Genomic DNA, 14980 nt, shown 5'->3' on the forward strand with positions numbered 1-14980 from the left:
GCGATGAGGCTGCTCGACTGGACGCAGGCATCGGCGCGACCGTCGTTGACGGGCCGCGGCGTATCCCTGCGTCTGCCGCGCGCTTCGGACTATCCGCAGTGGCGGGAGTTGCGCGAGACGAGCCGCGACTTCCTCACTCCTTGGGAGCCGCTGTGGAGCGAGGTCGAACTCAGCCGAGCAGCCTATCGGTTGCGCCTGAAGCGCTACCGGCGGGACGCGCGCGATCGCGCCAGCTACACGTTCTTCGTCTTCGACGAAGCGGGCGCGCAGCTGCAGGGCGGACTGACGCTCGGCCGCATCCAGCGCGGCGTCGCGCAGTCGGCGACGCTCGGCTACTGGATGGGCGTGCCCTTTGCCGGTCGCGGTGTCATGGCGCGCGCGGTCGAGGCGGTCTGCATCTTCGCCTTCGAGGTCGAGCGGCTGCACCGGATCGAGGCGGCCTGCCTGCCGAAGAACGAGCGTTCCACCCGGCTTCTCGAAAAATCCGGTTTCCGGCTGGAGGGGCATCTGCGAGACTACCTCAAAATCGCCGGTGTCTGGGAGGATCACCACCTGTACTCGCTGCTGATCGACGACTGGGCCGCCCGCGCTCGGCCCGGACCCACGGCGTGAAATCGACGCGATCTTCCCGTCAGCACGAGGCCCCGACGCTTTTCATGCCGCATACCCTTCGCCTTCTGGTCCCGATGCTCTGGCTCGTGGCGGCACTTTTCGCCTCGCTCGGGCTGGCGACGCCGGGCCATGCGCTGTCGCCGGTCAGTATCGGGCGCGAGGACATCGCGATCGATCTTCTGCCCGCCGTCGACCTCTACACGGGCCGCGGCGCCAATTTCCAGGTCTCGACGGTTCCGGGCGCCGACGGCATCGTGCGGCGAATCGAAATCGAGTCGAGTTCCGCACAGCCCACCGGCAACTGGGCGGTGTTCGCGCTTGCCAACAACACAGACGGGCAGATCGACCGGATGGTGGTCGCGCCGCATTTCCGTCTGGCCCGCTCCGGCATCCTCTGGCCCGACCTTGGTGCCCAACGCATCGCAGCGATCACGCCATCCGAAGGTTTCGCGCTCGACCGGCAGGAAAGCCCCGAGGCCGACGTCTTTCTCGTGACGCTCGACCCCGGCACGATCATCACCTTCGTCGCCGAACTCTCGTCCGACCAGCTTCCCGAAATTCGCCTGTGGGAGCCCAATGCCTACAAGGACACGGTCAACGCCTTCACCCTCTATCGCGGCATCGTGCTCGGCATCGCCGGCCTGCTCGCGGTGTTCCTGACGATCCTCTTCGTGGTGAAGGGCTCGCCGATGTTTCCGGCCACCGCGGCGCTGGCCTGGGCGGTGCTCGCCTATATCTGCATCGACTTCGACTTCTGGCAGAAGCTCGTGCCGATCGTGCCCGGCGAGGAACGGATCTGGCGGGCCGGCACGGAGGTCGCCCTCGCCTTCACGCTCGTCGTGTTCCTCTACGCCTATCTCAACCTCAACCGATGGCACGGCGTCCTATCCGCCTTCACCGCGCTCTGGCTGGCCGGGCTCGCCGGGCTCGGCATCCTCGCCGCCTTCGACCCGCCGATGGCCTCGGGCATCGCCCGCATGTCGATGGCCGCCACCGCCGGCATCGGCCTCTGCCTCATCCTGTCGCTCTCGGCGGTGCGCTACGACCGGGCGATCATGCTGATCCCGACCTGGCTGCTGATCATCGTCTGGCTCGCCGCGGCGTGGCTAACGGTGACGGGCCGCATCGACAACGACATCATCCAGCCGGCGCTCGGCGGCGGTCTCGTCCTCATCGTGCTCCTCATCGGCTTCACGGTGATGCAGCACGCCTTCGCCGGCGGCACGTTCGGCAGCGGCATTCTGTCGGACATGGAGCGCCGTTCGCTGGCGCTCGCGGGCACGGGCGACGCGATCTGGGACTGGGACGTGGCGCGCGACCGCATCTTCGCGGGCGCCGACAGCGACGGCCTGACCGGCATGCCGATCGCCGCGATGAACGGGCCCGCACGCGACTGGCTGCCCATCCTGCACCCGGACGACCGCGACCGGTTCAAGGTGACGCTCGACACAATTCTGGAGCACCGGCGCGGCCGCATCGCGCAGGACTTCCGCCTGCGCAGCGACGACGGCCACTATCACTGGATGAACCTTCAAGCCCGTCCGGTTCTCGGCTCCAATGGCGAGGTCGTGCGCTGCGTCGGCACGCTGAAGGACATCACCGACCGCAAGAAGGCTGAGGAGCGCCTGTTGCACGATGCGCTGCACGACCAACTCACCGGTCTGCCGAACCGCGAACTCTTCATCGATCGCCTCGACTCGATCGCCGCCCTCGCCTCGACCCGCGACGACGTGCGCCCCACCCTCTTCGTCATCGACATTGACCGCTTCAAGCAGGTGAACGACGATTTCGGCATCGCCACGGGAGACACGATCCTGCTGACGGTCGGCCGCCGCCTGAAGCGCGTCTTGAAACCGCAGGACTCGCTCGCCCGCCTCTCCGGCAACCAGTTCGGCCTCATCCTCATGTCGGAAAATGATGTCGGCGCGGTCGGCACCTTCGCCGAAACGCTGCGCGACGTCGTGCGCGCGCCGATCGCCTTCGCCGATCGCGACATCATCCTCACCGCCTCTGTCGGCCTCACCGGCTGGACGGACGGCGCGGGGGCGGACGAGGTGCTGCGCGAGGCGGAACTCGCGATGTATCAGGCCAAACGCCTCGGCGGCGACCGGATCGAGCCGTTCCGGCCCTCGTTCAAGACGCATTCCTCAGGCCGGGTCGAGCTGGAGTCTGACCTTCGCCGCGCCTTCGGGCGCAACGAACTGTCGCTGGCCTTCCAGCCCATCGTAAAGCTCTCGACCACCGAGATCGTCGGCTTCGAAGCTCTCATGCGCTGGAACCATGCGAAGCGCGGCCCGGTCTCGCCCTCGGAGTTCATCCCGATCGCGGAGAATACCGGCCTCATCGTCCAACTCGGCCAGTTCGCGCTCGACGAGGCGGCCCGTCGCCTGTCGGACTGGCAGAAGCTGCCAGGGCAGTCGAAGCTGTTCTGCTCCGTCAACATCTCCAGCCGCCAGCTCATCCGGCAGGATCTCCTCAACGACGTCCGCCAGATCCTGAAGCGCTACAACCTCGTGCCGGAAACGCTCAAGCTGGAGCTGACCGAATCGCTGGTGATGGACAATCCCGAGCGCTCGGCCAAGCTCCTCGTCAAGCTGAAGGAGATGGGCGTCGGCCTGTCGCTCGACGATTTCGGTACCGGCTATTCGTCGCTGTCCTACCTCATGCGCTTTCCGTTCGACACGCTGAAGATCGACCAGTCCTTCCTGCGCGGCGACGCCCAGCCGCAGCGCCCGATCATCGTCCAGTCCATCGTGACGATGGCGCACGAGCTCGGGCTCGTCGTTGTGGCCGAGGGCGTCGACAACGAGACGGATGCCGCACGGCTGCGCCAGTTGAACTGCGAGTACGCGCAGAGCTACATGTTTGCCCCGCCGCTGACGGCCGAAGAGGCCCGGCGGCGGCTGCAGGAGCGTCAGGCCAAGCGTGCGTGATCAACGGTCGAGCGAAACGCCGGACCTTGGCCTCGGGCGCCAAGCGATGTCAGGCGTGTCCGGCTTCGCTCGTCAGGAAGGCCGGGTCGACACCGAGGATGCCGAGCGCTCGCGTGTATTTGTGGTCGAGTTCGGCGTCGAAGACGATGCCGAGATCCGCGCGGCAGGTCAGCCAGCCATTGGCGGCGATCTCCGATTCCAGCTGCCCGGCACCCCAGCCGGCATAGCCGAGTGCCATGATCGCGGTCGTCGGCCCGGTCCCTTTCGACATCGCCTTGAGGATGTCGAGGGTCGGCGTCAACGCGATCCCCTCGTCCACGGTGACGGTCGAGTCGGATTCGTAGTCGTCGGAATGAAGGACGAAGCCGCGTCCGCGCTCCACAGGGCCACCGACGCAGACAGAGACTTCTCGCCCCTTCTCCGGCAGACGGATCTCGTCGGGGTCACCGACGATCTCCAGTTGGGTGAGCAGCGCGGCGAAGCTCAGCGGCTGCCCTTTGTTGATGATGAAGCCCATCGCCCCGTTCGCCGAATGCGCGCAGACATAGACGACACAGCGCGCGAAGCGCTCGTCCTCCATGCCGGGCATGGCGATCAGGAAATGCCCCTCGAGCGAGGCGGTTTCGTCGGATCGGCTACGCATCTGTTCAAGGTCCATGGTTCCAAGATAGAGATGTCCGCGCTTATTTGCACCTGCGACGTGAGGCTGCGAACGGGCGCTACCGTCGTTTTGCCGCCGGCAGGGTCAACCGATGCCGCAAGCGCCTGCGTTCTCCCTGTGAGCCTGATATCGAAGCTGTCCAGGCTCGTACGAGCCCTGCGTCCGGCAGCGCCGCTCGCCTTGCTTCTCGGTCTGCTCGGACCGGCCACTGCCGCTTCGGAGTTTCGCCAGGACGGCGTCGCACTGAGGCTCGTTGCCCTGCCGCCCGATGCCGCGGGCCGCGTTCGCGGCGCCTTGGAGATCCAGCTCGAGCCCGGCTGGAAGACCTACTGGATCGATCCCGGCCCGGCGGGCTTGGCGCCGCAACTCGACTTCAGCCGAAGCGAGAGTCTGCAGGCGTTCGACGTCGAGTATCCGGTTCCCCGGCGGTTCCAAGAGGGCGATCTGACGAGCGTCGGCTATCTCGAACCCGTTGCCCTGCCCTTCGAAGCCACATCCGCTTCGCCCGACAAGCCGTTGGTCCGCCTCGATCTTCTCATCGGTGTCTGCCGCGAGATCTGCGTTCCCGTGCAGGCGTCGCTGACCGCAGAACCCACGGCCGGCCTCTCGGCGCAAGCCGCTGTCGCCGCAGCACGCGCCGCGCTACCCGAGCCGGTCCCCCCCATTGCCGGATGGACGGCGCGCTCGTCGCCCGATGGACGATCGCTCCGCATCACGCTGCCGGACGCCTCGCCACACGACGCCGACATCTTCGTCGCCGCGCCCGCCGGCTGGAGCCTTGGCCAGCCACGACGCGTGGTCTTGGCGGGCGAGGCACCGGGCGCCGCCTTCGATATTGCCATCGAGCGCCGTCCAACGCCTGCGGGAATGCCGCTGGCGATCGCAGTGCTGTTGACCTCGGGCGAAAGCGCCCGATTATCGCCCTCGCTCATCGTCGAGCAGCCGTAGCGCCTGCGAGTCTCGAGAAGTCGCTGCGACCCCATCCGAAGGACCAACCGCATGACGATTTCTCCCGGCGACCGCATTCCCGACGCCACCTTCCGCACGCCGGGCGAGGATGGTCCGAAGCCTATCACCACCGACGAGATCTTTGGTGGCCACAAGGTCGTTCTCTTCGCCGTGCCCGGCGCCTTCACGCCGACCTGCACGATGAACCACCTGCCCGGCTTCCTCGATCTGAACGCGGACCTGCGCGCCAAGGGCGTCGATACGATCGCGGTCGTCTCGGTGAACGACGTTCACGTGATGAAGGCCTGGGCCAAGGCGACGGAAGCCGGCGACCGCATCCTCTTCCTCGCGGACGGCAATGCCGACTTCACGAGGGCGGTTGGCCTCGACATGGACATGGCCGTGGGCGGCATGGGGACGCGCTCGAAGCGCTACTCGATGATCGTCGAGGACGGGGTGGTGAAGGCATTGAACGTCGAGGATTCGCCGGGGCAGGCCGACACGTCCTCGGCCGCCACCGTGCTCGGACAGCTTTAACTCGAGAATTCAGGCGGACGGAACTGCCGTCCGCCGCCCCTTGAACGGCGCCATGCCGGCCCGCGCCAGTTCGTCGGCCCGCTCGTTCTCGGCATGGCCGGCATGGCCCTTCACCCAGTGAAAGGTCACGGCGTGGCGCTTGCGCTCGTCGTCCAGCCGCTGCCAAAGCTCGGCGTTCTTCACCGGCTTGCGATCCGCGGTCTTCCAGCCGTTCTTCTTCCAGCCATGGATCCACTTGGTGATGCCGTCGCGCATGTATTGCGAGTCGGAATGGAGATGCACGTCGCAGGCACGCTTCAGCGCGGCCAAGGCTTCGATGGCAGCCAGAAGCTCCATCCGGTTGTTCGTGGTATGCGCCTCGCCGCCCGAAAGCTCCCGCTCGGTCTCGCCGGTGCGCAGGATCGCGCCCCAGCCGCCGGGACCCGGATTGCCCGAGCAGGCGCCGTCCGTGAAGATGTCGACACGGGTCGAGGCCTCTGGGGTATCGCTCATGCGGATGCACTTTCAACGGCGACGCCGTAGTCGGCGACGCTCTGGACCTGCCGGTGAAACCGGGACTTGCGCAGATACTCCCGAGGATCCTTCTTCGTGACGAAGGACGTGTCGGGAATGTGAATCCAGTCGTAGAGACGGGTCAGCAGGAACCGCATCGCCGCGCCACGCGCCAGCATCGGCAGCGCGTCGAGTTCGGCTAGCGTCAGCGGCCGTACCGCCCTGTAGCCCTCGATCATTGCGCGGCCCTTCGTGATATTGAAGGCCCCGTCCTGTTCGAAGCACCAGGCGCAGAGGCAGATCGCGAGATCGTAGGCAAGGATGTCGTTGCAGGCGAAATAGAAGTCGATGAGGCCCGAAAGTTCGCCCTGAAGGAAGAAGACGTTGTCGGGAAAGAGGTCGGCATGGATGACGCCGGTCGGCAGATCCTTTGGCCAGCCTGCCTCCAAGACCTCCAGCTCGCGCCGGATCTCCTCCGACAGGCCGGGCTCCACGTCGTCGGCGCGCGGGCCGCAACCTTCGAAGAGCGGACGCCAACTCTCTACCGACAGTGCGTTCGGTCGCTCGAGCGCGAACCCTTCGCCTGCCGCATGAAGACCGGCCAGAGCGCGCCCGACGCCCCGGCACTGCTCGGCGCTCGGCCGGCGGGTCCACATGCCCTCGAGGAAGGTGAAGAGCGCGCCGGGACGACCGGCGAGTTCGCCGAGCACCTCGCCCTCGCGCGGCGCGACCGGCAGCGGACAGGAGAGGCCCTTGGCCGCCAGATGCTCCATCAACCCGATGAAAAACGGCAGGTCGTCACGGTTCACCCGCTTCTCGTAAAGCGTCAGGATGAACGTGTCGGCATCCGTCCGCAGCAGGAAATTCGAGTTCTCGACCCCTTCCGCGATCCCCTTGTAGCTGAGAAGCGCGCCGACATCGTAGCGAGCGAGGAATGCGGCAAGTTCGGCCTCGCCGACATCGGTATAGACGGCCATCTCAGTTCGCCCTCCGGCCGGCCAGCGGACGATCGCCGTTGACGAAGGCCATGTCGGCCGCGGTCAGCGGCACGTCCCGAAGCGCGCGCATGACCGGGAAATTCTCGTTCTCGATGGCGGTCTGCACCAGTTCGATGCGAACCTCGAAGCGGCTGCGGAGCGTCGCGAGGATCTCGTCCGTCAGGATTTCGGGCGCCGACGCGCCGGCCGACATGCCGATCACGGCGCCATCCACGATGTCGCCGAGCGGCAGATCCGCCGCGCCCTGCACGAGCAGACCGCGTTTCGATCCCGCGCGCTCGGCGACCTCGACGAGCCGCCGCGAGTTCGACGAGTTCGGCGCACCGACGATGATGAAGAGGTCGGTCCCGGCTGCCGATGCCTTCACGGCGTCCTGCCGATTGGTGGTCGCGTAGCAGATGGATTCCGACGAGGGCGCCTGCATATCCGGAAACTTGCGCTGCAGCGCCTCGACGATCCCGGCGGTGTCGTCGACCGAGAGCGTCGTCTGCGTCACGAAGCCGATGGAGGCCGGGTCCGCGGGCTCGAAGGACGCGACGTCGGCTTCGGTCTCGATGAGGACGACGCTGCCCTCTGGCAGTTGTCCCATCGTGCCGATCACCTCCGGATGGCCGCGATGCCCGATCAGCAGCACCTGCCGCCCCAGCCGCAGATGCCGCATGGCCTGCTTGTGGACCTTCGAGACGAGCGGGCACGTCGCATCGAGATAGATCATCTCGCGCCGTTCGGCCTCCGCTGGCACCGACTTGGGAACACCGTGCGCGGAGAACACCACCGGCTGCCCGTCGTCGGGCACGTCGGTCAGTTCCTTCACGAACACAGCGCCCATGTCGCGCAGACCGTCCACCACGTATTTGTTGTGGACGATCTCGTGCCGGACATAGACCGGCGCGCCATAGCGTTTCAACGCCAGCACGACGATCTGGATCGCCCGATCGACGCCGGCGCAGAAGCCGCGCGGCTCGCACAGGCGGATCGTCAGGGATGGCTTGCCGTTCTCGTCGGGCACTCGTCAGTCTCCAACCATGGGCGTCAATCGCTGGAATGAAGGGATGGCACCCCCTCCTGTCAACCCGCCGGACCGATCGCTGATGGAGGACGCGGCTCCCTCACGCGCTTGATGAGAAACAGCACGAGCATCACCACGAGCACCGCGGCCAGCCCGAACCACGTGATTGCGTATTGCAGATGGTTGTTCGGCACGTCGACCACCGTCACCCCGCCAACCGGATAGCCACCCGGTGCCGCGCCCGGGCCGGCATCGAGGAAGAAGGGCAGAACCGAGGTACCGGCGGGGAGTGCCAGTCCCGCGGCCATGTCGGTGACATCGCGCCAGAAGAAGGTGTTCTTCGCCGGATCGTTGTCGGGCATGAAGCTGTTGGGCTTCTCGGTCGCGGCGGCGCGTGCCAGCCCCGTGACCGCCACCACGCCTTCCGGATTGCCGACGGCGCGCGTCGCGGGGTCCTTGCGATCGTAGGGCACGAACCCGCGATTGACGAAGATCAGCCGGTCCTCTCCGTCGATCCGCATCGGCGTGTAGACGTTCCAGCCGGCTTGGCCGTCGAAGGTCGAAAGAAAATAGCGCTCGCCGGCATGGTCGAAGACGCCGGTCGCGGCGGCCGGCACGTAATCGATGTCCTCTCCCCCCGCAGCCGCCGCCTCGATCTCGCCGATCGGACGCGGCGCGGCATGGATGCGCGCATCGATGCGCGCGACGATCTCGTTCTTCCAGGTCAGCCGCTCGACCTGCCAGACGCCGAGCAGCGACAGAATGGCGATGCCGACGAGGCAGATGGCGACGACGAAGAGAAACCGTCCGCGCGAGGTCGGCCCGGCCAGGTCCACGGACTGCGGACCCATGGCGTCAGTCGTTCTCGTCATGGGATGCCAACCGGCCCTCGGCCGCCTTGTTCTTGTATTGCAGCCCGACCATCAAGCCCTTCGCCACCCGCATCAGCGGCAGAGCCAGGATGAAGGTCAGCGGCACCCACAAGACGATATGGACGAGGACTGACGGACTGTAGACGACCTCGGTGTAGAGCGCGAAGCCGACCACCACGAAGCCGACGATCGTCATCACGAAGAAGGCCGGGCCATCGGCCGAGTCGAGCGGGGCCAGATCGAGGTCGCACCTGTCGCAGGCCTTTTCGAGGCGTAGGAAACCCGCGAAGATCCGACCCCGACCGCATCGCGGACAGCGACCGAGCGCACCCGACTTGACGGGGTCGACACCTGGGTAGCTCGTCGGCTCGAGGCTCATGTCGCTTCTCTCCGTGGCAGGAATGGAAAAAGGCGGCCGCAGCCGCCTTTTCCCGATCGTCGTATCGTTGGGCTTCGCCGGTCAGCCGGCGTGGATCGGCGCGCCCCAGCCGCCCCAAACGTAGATGGCGAAGAAGAGGAACAGCCACACCACGTCGACGAAGTGCCAGTACCAGGCCGCCGCTTCGAAGCCGAAATGCTTATGCGGGGTGAAGTGGCCACGGATGGCACGCAGCAGGCAGACAGCGAGGAAAATGATGCCGACCATGACGTGGAAGCCATGGAACCCGGTCGCCATGAAGAAGGTCGAACCGTAGATCGAGCCCGCGAACGCGAAGGGCGCATGCGCATATTCGAAATACTGGACGTAGGAGAAGATCACGCCGAGGAAGACGGTCAGCGCCAGACCGGTGATCAGCGACTTGCGGTCATCCTCGAGCATGGCGTGATGCGCCCAGGTGGCGGTCGTGCCGGATAGCAACAGGGTGATCGTGTTGAACAGCGGCAGGTGCAGCGGGTCGAGGACCTCGATGCCCTTGGGCGGCCAGACACCGCCAAGCGCCTGCGTACGCGCGGCCTGGATCGCCTCGCCCGGGAACAGGCTGGCGTCGAAGAAGGCCCAGAACCAGGCCACGAAGAACATCACCTCGGAGGCGATGAACATGATCATGCCATAGCGAAGGTGCATCGACACGACCGGCGTGTGGGCGCCCTCACGGCCTTCCTTGATCGTGTCCGACCACCACGCGAACATCGTGTAGAGCACGAGGGCCAGACCGATGAAGAAGATCCACGGCGTCGCGATGTCCGCGCCGAGGAACATGAACGGGCTGCCGGCGTGGAAGCGCATCCAAGCCACCGCTCCGAAGAGCATGATGAACGCGCCCAGCGAGGCGAGGAACGGCCACGGGCTGGGGTCGATGATGTGGTAGTCGTGGTTCTTCGTATGCGTCGTGTCAGCCATGGTTCGTCCCACTCATCCCTGCCCTGCCTGTCTACCAGCAAACGCGGATGGATACCAAAGGTCCCGTTGCGATGACGACGCGATCCCCCGATCGCGCCGGTTGATGATGTCCTGCGCTACAAGGCGTTTCGCGCGGCCGCCGGTGCCGGTGCCGCCTCGGCCACCGGCGCGCGAACCGGCTCGACCGGAAAGAACGTGTAGGACAGCGTGATCGTCGGCGCCGTCTTCAGGTCGGGATCGTCGAGGATCGCCGGGTCCACGAAGAACACGACGGGCATGTCGAGTTCCTCGCCCGGCTGCAGCGTCTGATTGGAAAAGCAGAAGCAGGCGATCTTGTTGAAGTAGGAGCCTGCCACCAGCGGCGTAACGTTGAACGTCGCCTGCGCGGTCACCGGCACGTTCGAATTGTTCTTGGCGTGGTAGGCGGTCTGTCGGGTCTCGCCGAGACGCACCGTCACCTGCCGTTCGTTCGGCTGGAAGATCCAGGGCACACCGGGCGAAGCATTCGCGTCGAAGCGCACGTTGATGGTCTGATCGAGGATGGTTGCCGAGCCTTGTTCGGCGCGCTGCGTCGTGCCGCCGTAGCCGGTCACCTTGCAGAACAGCGCGTAGAGCGGCACCGATGCGTAGGCTGCGCCGACCATGCCGAAGGCGAAGGCGAGGCAGCTGAAGGCGATAATGCGCGCGCGGCGCCCGGACCGTGGGTTCGGCGTGTGAGAGGTCGGTGCGTCCATGGGGTCAGACCGCTCCCATCTTGATCAGCGTCACGACGTAGAACATCACCACCATCGCGACGAGCGTCACGCCGATGGCGATCGAGCGACGGCGCTGCGCGCGGCTCTCGGCAGTGGTCAGGCGGATGCGCTCGTTCTCGGGCTCAGAAACCATGAAGACCAAATCCACGCGCGAGGACGATATCCGCCAAGAGCAGGGCGAAGATGGCGAAGAGATAGACGATCGAGAAGCCGAACAGCTTCTTGGCGGGGATCATCGCCGCGTCGTTGTCGGGCATGCCGAGCACGCGGTAGGCGAGCCGGACGAAGTTGGCGCCCAGGAGCAACGAGATCGCTCCGTAGACCGGTCCGGCAAAGCCCAGGACGAAGGGCAGGACGCCGACGGGCGCCAGAAACAGGGAATACGCGAAGATATGGCGACGGGTCGAGCGCTCGCCCGCGACGTTGGGCAGCATCGGAATGCCCGCCGCGCCATAGTCCTTCATCTTGAACATGGCCAGCGCCCAGAAATGCGGCGGCGTCCAGAGGAAGATGATCAGGAACAGGACGAAGCTCTCGAGCGAGACGTTCCCCGTCACCGCCGACCATGCGACCATCGGCGGAAAGGCGCCGGCGGCGCCGCCGATGACGATGTTCTGCACGGTTCGGCGCTTCAGGCCCATCGTGTAGAATACAGCGTAGAAGGCAATGGTGAAGGCAAGGAACGATGCTGCGAACCAGTTCGCAGCAAGGCCGAGCAGGAGCACCGAAAAGATCGAGAGCGAAAGGCCGAAGGCCAGGGCGCTGCCGGGCGAAACGCGGCCGGCCGGCACGGGACGCTGCGCGGTCCGTTTCATCACGCGGTCGATGTCGGCATCGTACCACATGTTGAGCGCGCCCGATCCGCCGGCTCCCAGCGCGATGGCGAAGAGCGAGACGACGGCCAGCACGGGATGGACATGGCCCGGAGCCGCCAGGAAACCGGTCACCGCCGTCAGCACGACGAGCGACATGACGCGTGGCTTCAGGAGCGCCAGATAGTCGGAGGGTTCGGCGAGACTGATGGTCGGGCGATCCTGGTCAATCGCGGAAACGTCGATGGCCGTCATGGCGCGTCCTCGTTCAGGAGGTTCCGTGCGACGCTTCACGGTCGCTGGCGGAACGGGATCCGGTCCGGGGATGCATCCTCGAACGGAACGATCCCGGCCGGAGCCGGGATCGGGTGCTTGGAAGGCCGACGCTCAGCGGATGCGCGGAAGCTCTTCCCACTGGTGGAACGGCGGCGGAGACGAGAGCTGCCATTCGAGGGTCGTGGCGCCTGCACCCCAGGGATTGGCACCTGCCAACCGCTTCTTCGCGAACGCCTCGTAGACGCCGTAGAGGAAGACGAGGACAGCGACGCCCGAGATGTAGGAGCCGATTGAGGACACGTAGTTCCAGCCTGCAAACGCATCGGGATAGTCGACGTAGCGACGGGGCATACCGGCGGCGCCGAGGAAATGCTGCGGGAAGAATACGAGGTTCACGCCGACGAAGGTCATGTAGAAATGAACCTTGCCGATCGTCTCGTTGTACATGTAGCCGCTCATCTTGGGGAACCAGTAGTACCAGCCCGCGAAGATGGCGAAGACCGCACCGAGCGACAGCACGTAATGGAAGTGGGCGACGACGTAGTAGGTGTCGTGGAGCACGCGATCCATGCCGGCATTGGCGAGCTTTACGCCCGTGACGCCTCCGACGGTGAACAGGAAGATGAAGCCGATCGCCCAGAGCATCGGCGTCGCGAAGCGGATCGAGCCGCCCCACATCGTCGCGATCCAGGAGAAGATCTTGATGCCTGTCGGCACCGCGATCACCATCGTCGCGAAGACGAAGTAACGCTGCGTGTTGAGAGAGATGCCCGTCGTGTACATATGGTGCGCCCACACGACGAAGCCGACGACGCCGATGGCGACCATGGCGTAGGCCATGCCGAGATAGCCGAAGACGGGCTTCTTCGAGAAGGTCGAGATGACGTGGCTGACGATGCCGAAGGCCGGCAGGATCAGGATGTAGACCTCGGGATGACCGAAGAACCAGAAGAGGTGCTGGTAGAGGATCGGATCACCACCGCCCTCGGGCGCGAAGAAGGTGGTGCCGAAATTGCGGTCGGTCAGAAGCATGGTGATCGCGCCGGCGAGGACCGGGAGCGACAGAAGCAGGAGGAAGGCGGTCACGAGCACCGACCAGGCGAAGAGCGGCATCTTGTGCAGCGTCATGCCGGGAGCACGCATGTTGAGGATGGTGGTGATGAAGTTGATCGCGCCGAGGATCGACGAGGCGCCCGCGATGTGAAGGCCGAAGATCGCGAGATCGACCGCCGGGCCGGGATGGCCCATGACGGAGAGCGGAGGATACATGGTCCAGCCCGTGCCCGCGCCGTTCGTGCCGGGCGCTCCCTCGACGAACATCGACAGGATCAGCAGCAGGAAGGCCGGCACGATGAGCCAGAACGAAATGTTGTTCAGGCGCGGAAAGGCCATGTCCGGCGCGCCGATCATGATCGGGATCATCCAGTTGGCGAAGCCGCCGATGAGCGCGGGCATCACCATGAAGAAGATCATGATCAGGCCGTGGCCCGTCGTGAAGACGTTGTAGACCTGCGGATTGCCGAAGATCTGCAGGCCGGGCTCCTGAAGCTCGGCGCGCATCGCGATCGAAAGAGCACCGCCGACGATTCCCGCGAAGATCGCGAAAATCAGGTAAAGGGTGCCGATGTCCTTGTGGTTGGTCGAATAAACCCAGCGCGTCCAGCCTGTCGGCTTGTGGTCGTGGGCATCATGGGCGGCGGCGTGAGCCATTTTTCAGTGTCCCCCGGGAACGAGCGCTATCAGCGCGCGGCCACGACCGAAGTCGCGGAGGCGATTTCGGCGGTGAGCTGGGCGTTGGCATTTTCGACATTGGTGGCGGCCGCTGCGAGCCAAGCCTGGAACTGCTCCTGGCTGACGACGCGCACGCCGATCGGCATGTTGTAGTGGCTGGTGCCGCAAAGCTCCGAGCACTGACCGTAGAAGATGCCCTCGCGGTTTGCCTCGAACCAGTATTCGTTCAGGCGACCGGGGACCGCATCGACCTTCACGCCGAGAGAGGGCATGGCGAAGGAGTGGATCACGTCGCCGCCGGTGGAGAGCAGGCGGATGACGGTGTTGACCGGGATGACCATCTCGTTGTCGACGGCCAGAAGGCGGGGATAGACCGCCATGTCCGCTTTGCCAGCGGCACCCCGCGCGTCTTCGCCGAGCGGGTAGGACAGGAACGACACGGGCTGGGCCGCGGGATCGGCTGGGTTCGCCGCAGTACCCGCTACCGCCGAGGACGCAGCGGCGTCGGTCTGCGCCGGCTGGTACTCATAGCCCCAGTACCACTGGTAGCCCGTCGCCTTCACCGTCAGTTCCGGCTCACGCGGCGGATTGTACTGCGCGGTGAGGAGCTGGAAGGACGGGATCGCGAGGCAGAGCAGAATCAGCACCGGCGCCAGCGTCCACACGACCTCGATGATCGTGTTGTGGCTGGTGCGCGAGGGCGTCGCATTGCGCTTCTCGTTGTAGCGGAACGCCACCCAGGCCAGAAGACCGGCAACGAAGATCACGATCGGGACGATGAACCACAAGGTGTAGTTGCTGAACCAGTGGATCTGCGCTTCGATGGGCGAAAGCGCTTCCTGCAGGTTCACCTGCCAGGGATGCGGCTGGCCTGGGTGCAGGACCGCATCCTGCGCGGAGGCGGCGATGGACGAACCGGCGAGCGCGACCGCGGCAAGTGATGTTCTCTTCACGAATTCTCTCCCTCGTGGAAGGACATGATCCAGGGTGCCGGACCACCGG

The 14980-nt window shown here is 65.7% G+C and carries 16 protein-coding genes; 4 read left to right on the forward strand and 12 right to left on the reverse strand.

The annotated features are described in order from the left end of the window. Positions 1-3: 3 nt before the first annotated feature. Positions 4-612: a GNAT family N-acetyltransferase gene (locus AUL33_RS01910; RefSeq protein ID WP_062203090.1), complete on the forward strand. Its 609-nt coding sequence runs from the start codon at positions 4-6 to the stop codon at positions 610-612. Between the two features lie 44 nt (positions 613-656). Then, positions 657-3545, forward strand: a complete 2889-nt coding sequence (locus tag AUL33_RS01915) for an EAL domain-containing protein (RefSeq protein ID WP_062203093.1) — start codon at positions 657-659, stop codon at positions 3543-3545. 49 nt (positions 3546-3594) lie between these two features. Here the strand turns inward: AUL33_RS01915 and AUL33_RS01920 are convergent, their stop codons facing one another. Then, the gene (locus AUL33_RS01920; protein WP_062203095.1) at positions 3595-4203 is read right to left on the reverse strand and encodes a YqgE/AlgH family protein; all 609 of its coding nucleotides are present in this window, start codon (positions 4201-4203) and stop codon (positions 3595-3597) included. 120 nt (positions 4204-4323) lie between these two features. Between AUL33_RS01920 and AUL33_RS01925 the strand changes: the two genes are divergently transcribed. Together AUL33_RS01925 and AUL33_RS01930 are read left to right on the forward strand one after the other, a co-directional pair. Then, positions 4324-5154, forward strand: coding sequence for a protein-disulfide reductase DsbD domain-containing protein (locus AUL33_RS01925; protein WP_192843121.1), 831 nt, complete (start codon positions 4324-4326; stop codon positions 5152-5154). A 51-nt stretch (positions 5155-5205) separates the two neighbouring features. Continuing rightward, positions 5206-5691 (forward strand): peroxiredoxin, encoded by a 486-nt coding sequence (locus tag AUL33_RS01930; protein WP_062203100.1) that lies wholly within the window; start codon positions 5206-5208, stop codon positions 5689-5691. Between the two features lie 9 nt (positions 5692-5700). Here AUL33_RS01930 and rnhA read toward each other — a convergent pair whose 3' ends face one another. From rnhA to coxB, 11 genes are all read right to left on the reverse strand, one after another. After that, the gene (rnhA, locus tag AUL33_RS01935; protein ID WP_062203102.1) at positions 5701-6183 is read right to left on the reverse strand and encodes a ribonuclease HI; all 483 of its coding nucleotides are present in this window, start codon (positions 6181-6183) and stop codon (positions 5701-5703) included. Further along, a complete protein-coding gene (locus AUL33_RS01940) occupies positions 6180-7160 on the reverse strand; it encodes a homoserine kinase (protein WP_062203103.1) in 981 nt (326 codons plus the stop codon). Before AUL33_RS01940 ends, rnhA begins: the two co-directional genes overlap by 4 nt. A 1-nt stretch (position 7161) precedes the next feature. Further along, entirely contained in the window at positions 7162-8190 is a 1029-nt protein-coding gene (gene ispH, locus AUL33_RS01945) for a 4-hydroxy-3-methylbut-2-enyl diphosphate reductase (protein ID WP_062203105.1), read from the reverse strand. 59 nt (positions 8191-8249) lie between these two features. Further along, the gene (locus AUL33_RS01950) at positions 8250-9041 is read right to left on the reverse strand and encodes an SURF1 family protein (protein ID WP_062203107.1); all 792 of its coding nucleotides are present in this window, start codon (positions 9039-9041) and stop codon (positions 8250-8252) included. Positions 9042-9045: 4 nt separating this feature from the next. Then, positions 9046-9441, reverse strand: coding sequence for a DUF983 domain-containing protein (locus AUL33_RS01955; RefSeq protein ID WP_062203109.1), 396 nt, complete (start codon positions 9439-9441; stop codon positions 9046-9048). A gap of 81 nt (positions 9442-9522) precedes the next feature. Next, complete coding sequence (locus AUL33_RS01960; RefSeq protein ID WP_062203111.1) at positions 9523-10404, reverse strand: cytochrome c oxidase subunit 3; 882 nt, start codon at positions 10402-10404, stop codon at positions 9523-9525. A gap of 116 nt (positions 10405-10520) precedes the next feature. After that, positions 10521-11138: a cytochrome c oxidase assembly protein gene (locus tag AUL33_RS01965; RefSeq protein ID WP_062203113.1), complete on the reverse strand. Its 618-nt coding sequence runs from the start codon at positions 11136-11138 to the stop codon at positions 10521-10523. 4 nt (positions 11139-11142) lie between these two features. Then, entirely contained in the window at positions 11143-11292 is a 150-nt protein-coding gene (locus AUL33_RS01970; protein WP_062203115.1) for a hypothetical protein, read from the reverse strand. After that, positions 11282-12226 (reverse strand): heme o synthase, encoded by a 945-nt coding sequence (locus AUL33_RS01975; protein WP_062203117.1) that lies wholly within the window; start codon positions 12224-12226, stop codon positions 11282-11284. Before AUL33_RS01975 ends, AUL33_RS01970 begins: the two co-directional genes overlap by 11 nt. Positions 12227-12358: 132 nt before the next feature. Continuing rightward, complete coding sequence (ctaD, locus tag AUL33_RS01980) at positions 12359-13957, reverse strand: cytochrome c oxidase subunit I (protein WP_062203118.1); 1599 nt, start codon at positions 13955-13957, stop codon at positions 12359-12361. 29 nt (positions 13958-13986) lie between these two features. Beyond that, entirely contained in the window at positions 13987-14931 is a 945-nt protein-coding gene (gene coxB, locus AUL33_RS01985) for a cytochrome c oxidase subunit II (protein ID WP_062203120.1), read from the reverse strand. Positions 14932-14980 lie beyond the last annotated feature (49 nt).

The organism is Aureimonas sp. AU12, from assembly GCF_001463705.1.
Classification (GTDB): Bacteria; Pseudomonadota; Alphaproteobacteria; order Rhizobiales; family Rhizobiaceae; genus Aureimonas.

Bases quoted from the DNA above. Each gene is read 5' to 3' on its own strand.
- AUL33_RS01910 (WP_062203090.1), top strand. From the start codon at position 4: ATGAGGCTGCTCGACTGGACGCAGGCATCGGCGCGACCGTCGTTGACG.
- rnhA (WP_062203102.1), bottom strand. From the start codon at position 6,183: ATGAGCGATACCCCAGAGGCCTCGACCCGTGTCGACATCTTCACGGAC.
- AUL33_RS01960 (WP_062203111.1), bottom strand. From the start codon at position 10,404: ATGGCTGACACGACGCATACGAAGAACCACGACTACCACATCATCGAC.
- AUL33_RS01970 (WP_062203115.1), bottom strand. From the start codon at position 11,292: ATGGTTTCTGAGCCCGAGAACGAGCGCATCCGCCTGACCACTGCCGAG.
- AUL33_RS01955 (WP_062203109.1), bottom strand. From the start codon at position 9,441: ATGAGCCTCGAGCCGACGAGCTACCCAGGTGTCGACCCCGTCAAGTCG.
- AUL33_RS01965 (WP_062203113.1), bottom strand. From the start codon at position 11,138: ATGGACGCACCGACCTCTCACACGCCGAACCCACGGTCCGGGCGCCGC.
- AUL33_RS01940 (WP_062203103.1), bottom strand. From the start codon at position 7,160: ATGGCCGTCTATACCGATGTCGGCGAGGCCGAACTTGCCGCATTCCTC.
- AUL33_RS01975 (WP_062203117.1), bottom strand. From the start codon at position 12,226: ATGACGGCCATCGACGTTTCCGCGATTGACCAGGATCGCCCGACCATC.
- ctaD (WP_062203118.1), bottom strand. From the start codon at position 13,957: ATGGCTCACGCCGCCGCCCATGATGCCCACGACCACAAGCCGACAGGC.
- AUL33_RS01950 (WP_062203107.1), bottom strand. From the start codon at position 9,041: ATGGGTCCGCAGTCCGTGGACCTGGCCGGGCCGACCTCGCGCGGACGG.
- AUL33_RS01915 (WP_062203093.1), top strand. From the start codon at position 657: ATGCCGCATACCCTTCGCCTTCTGGTCCCGATGCTCTGGCTCGTGGCG.
- AUL33_RS01920 (WP_062203095.1), bottom strand. From the start codon at position 4,203: ATGGACCTTGAACAGATGCGTAGCCGATCCGACGAAACCGCCTCGCTC.
- AUL33_RS01930 (WP_062203100.1), top strand. From the start codon at position 5,206: ATGACGATTTCTCCCGGCGACCGCATTCCCGACGCCACCTTCCGCACG.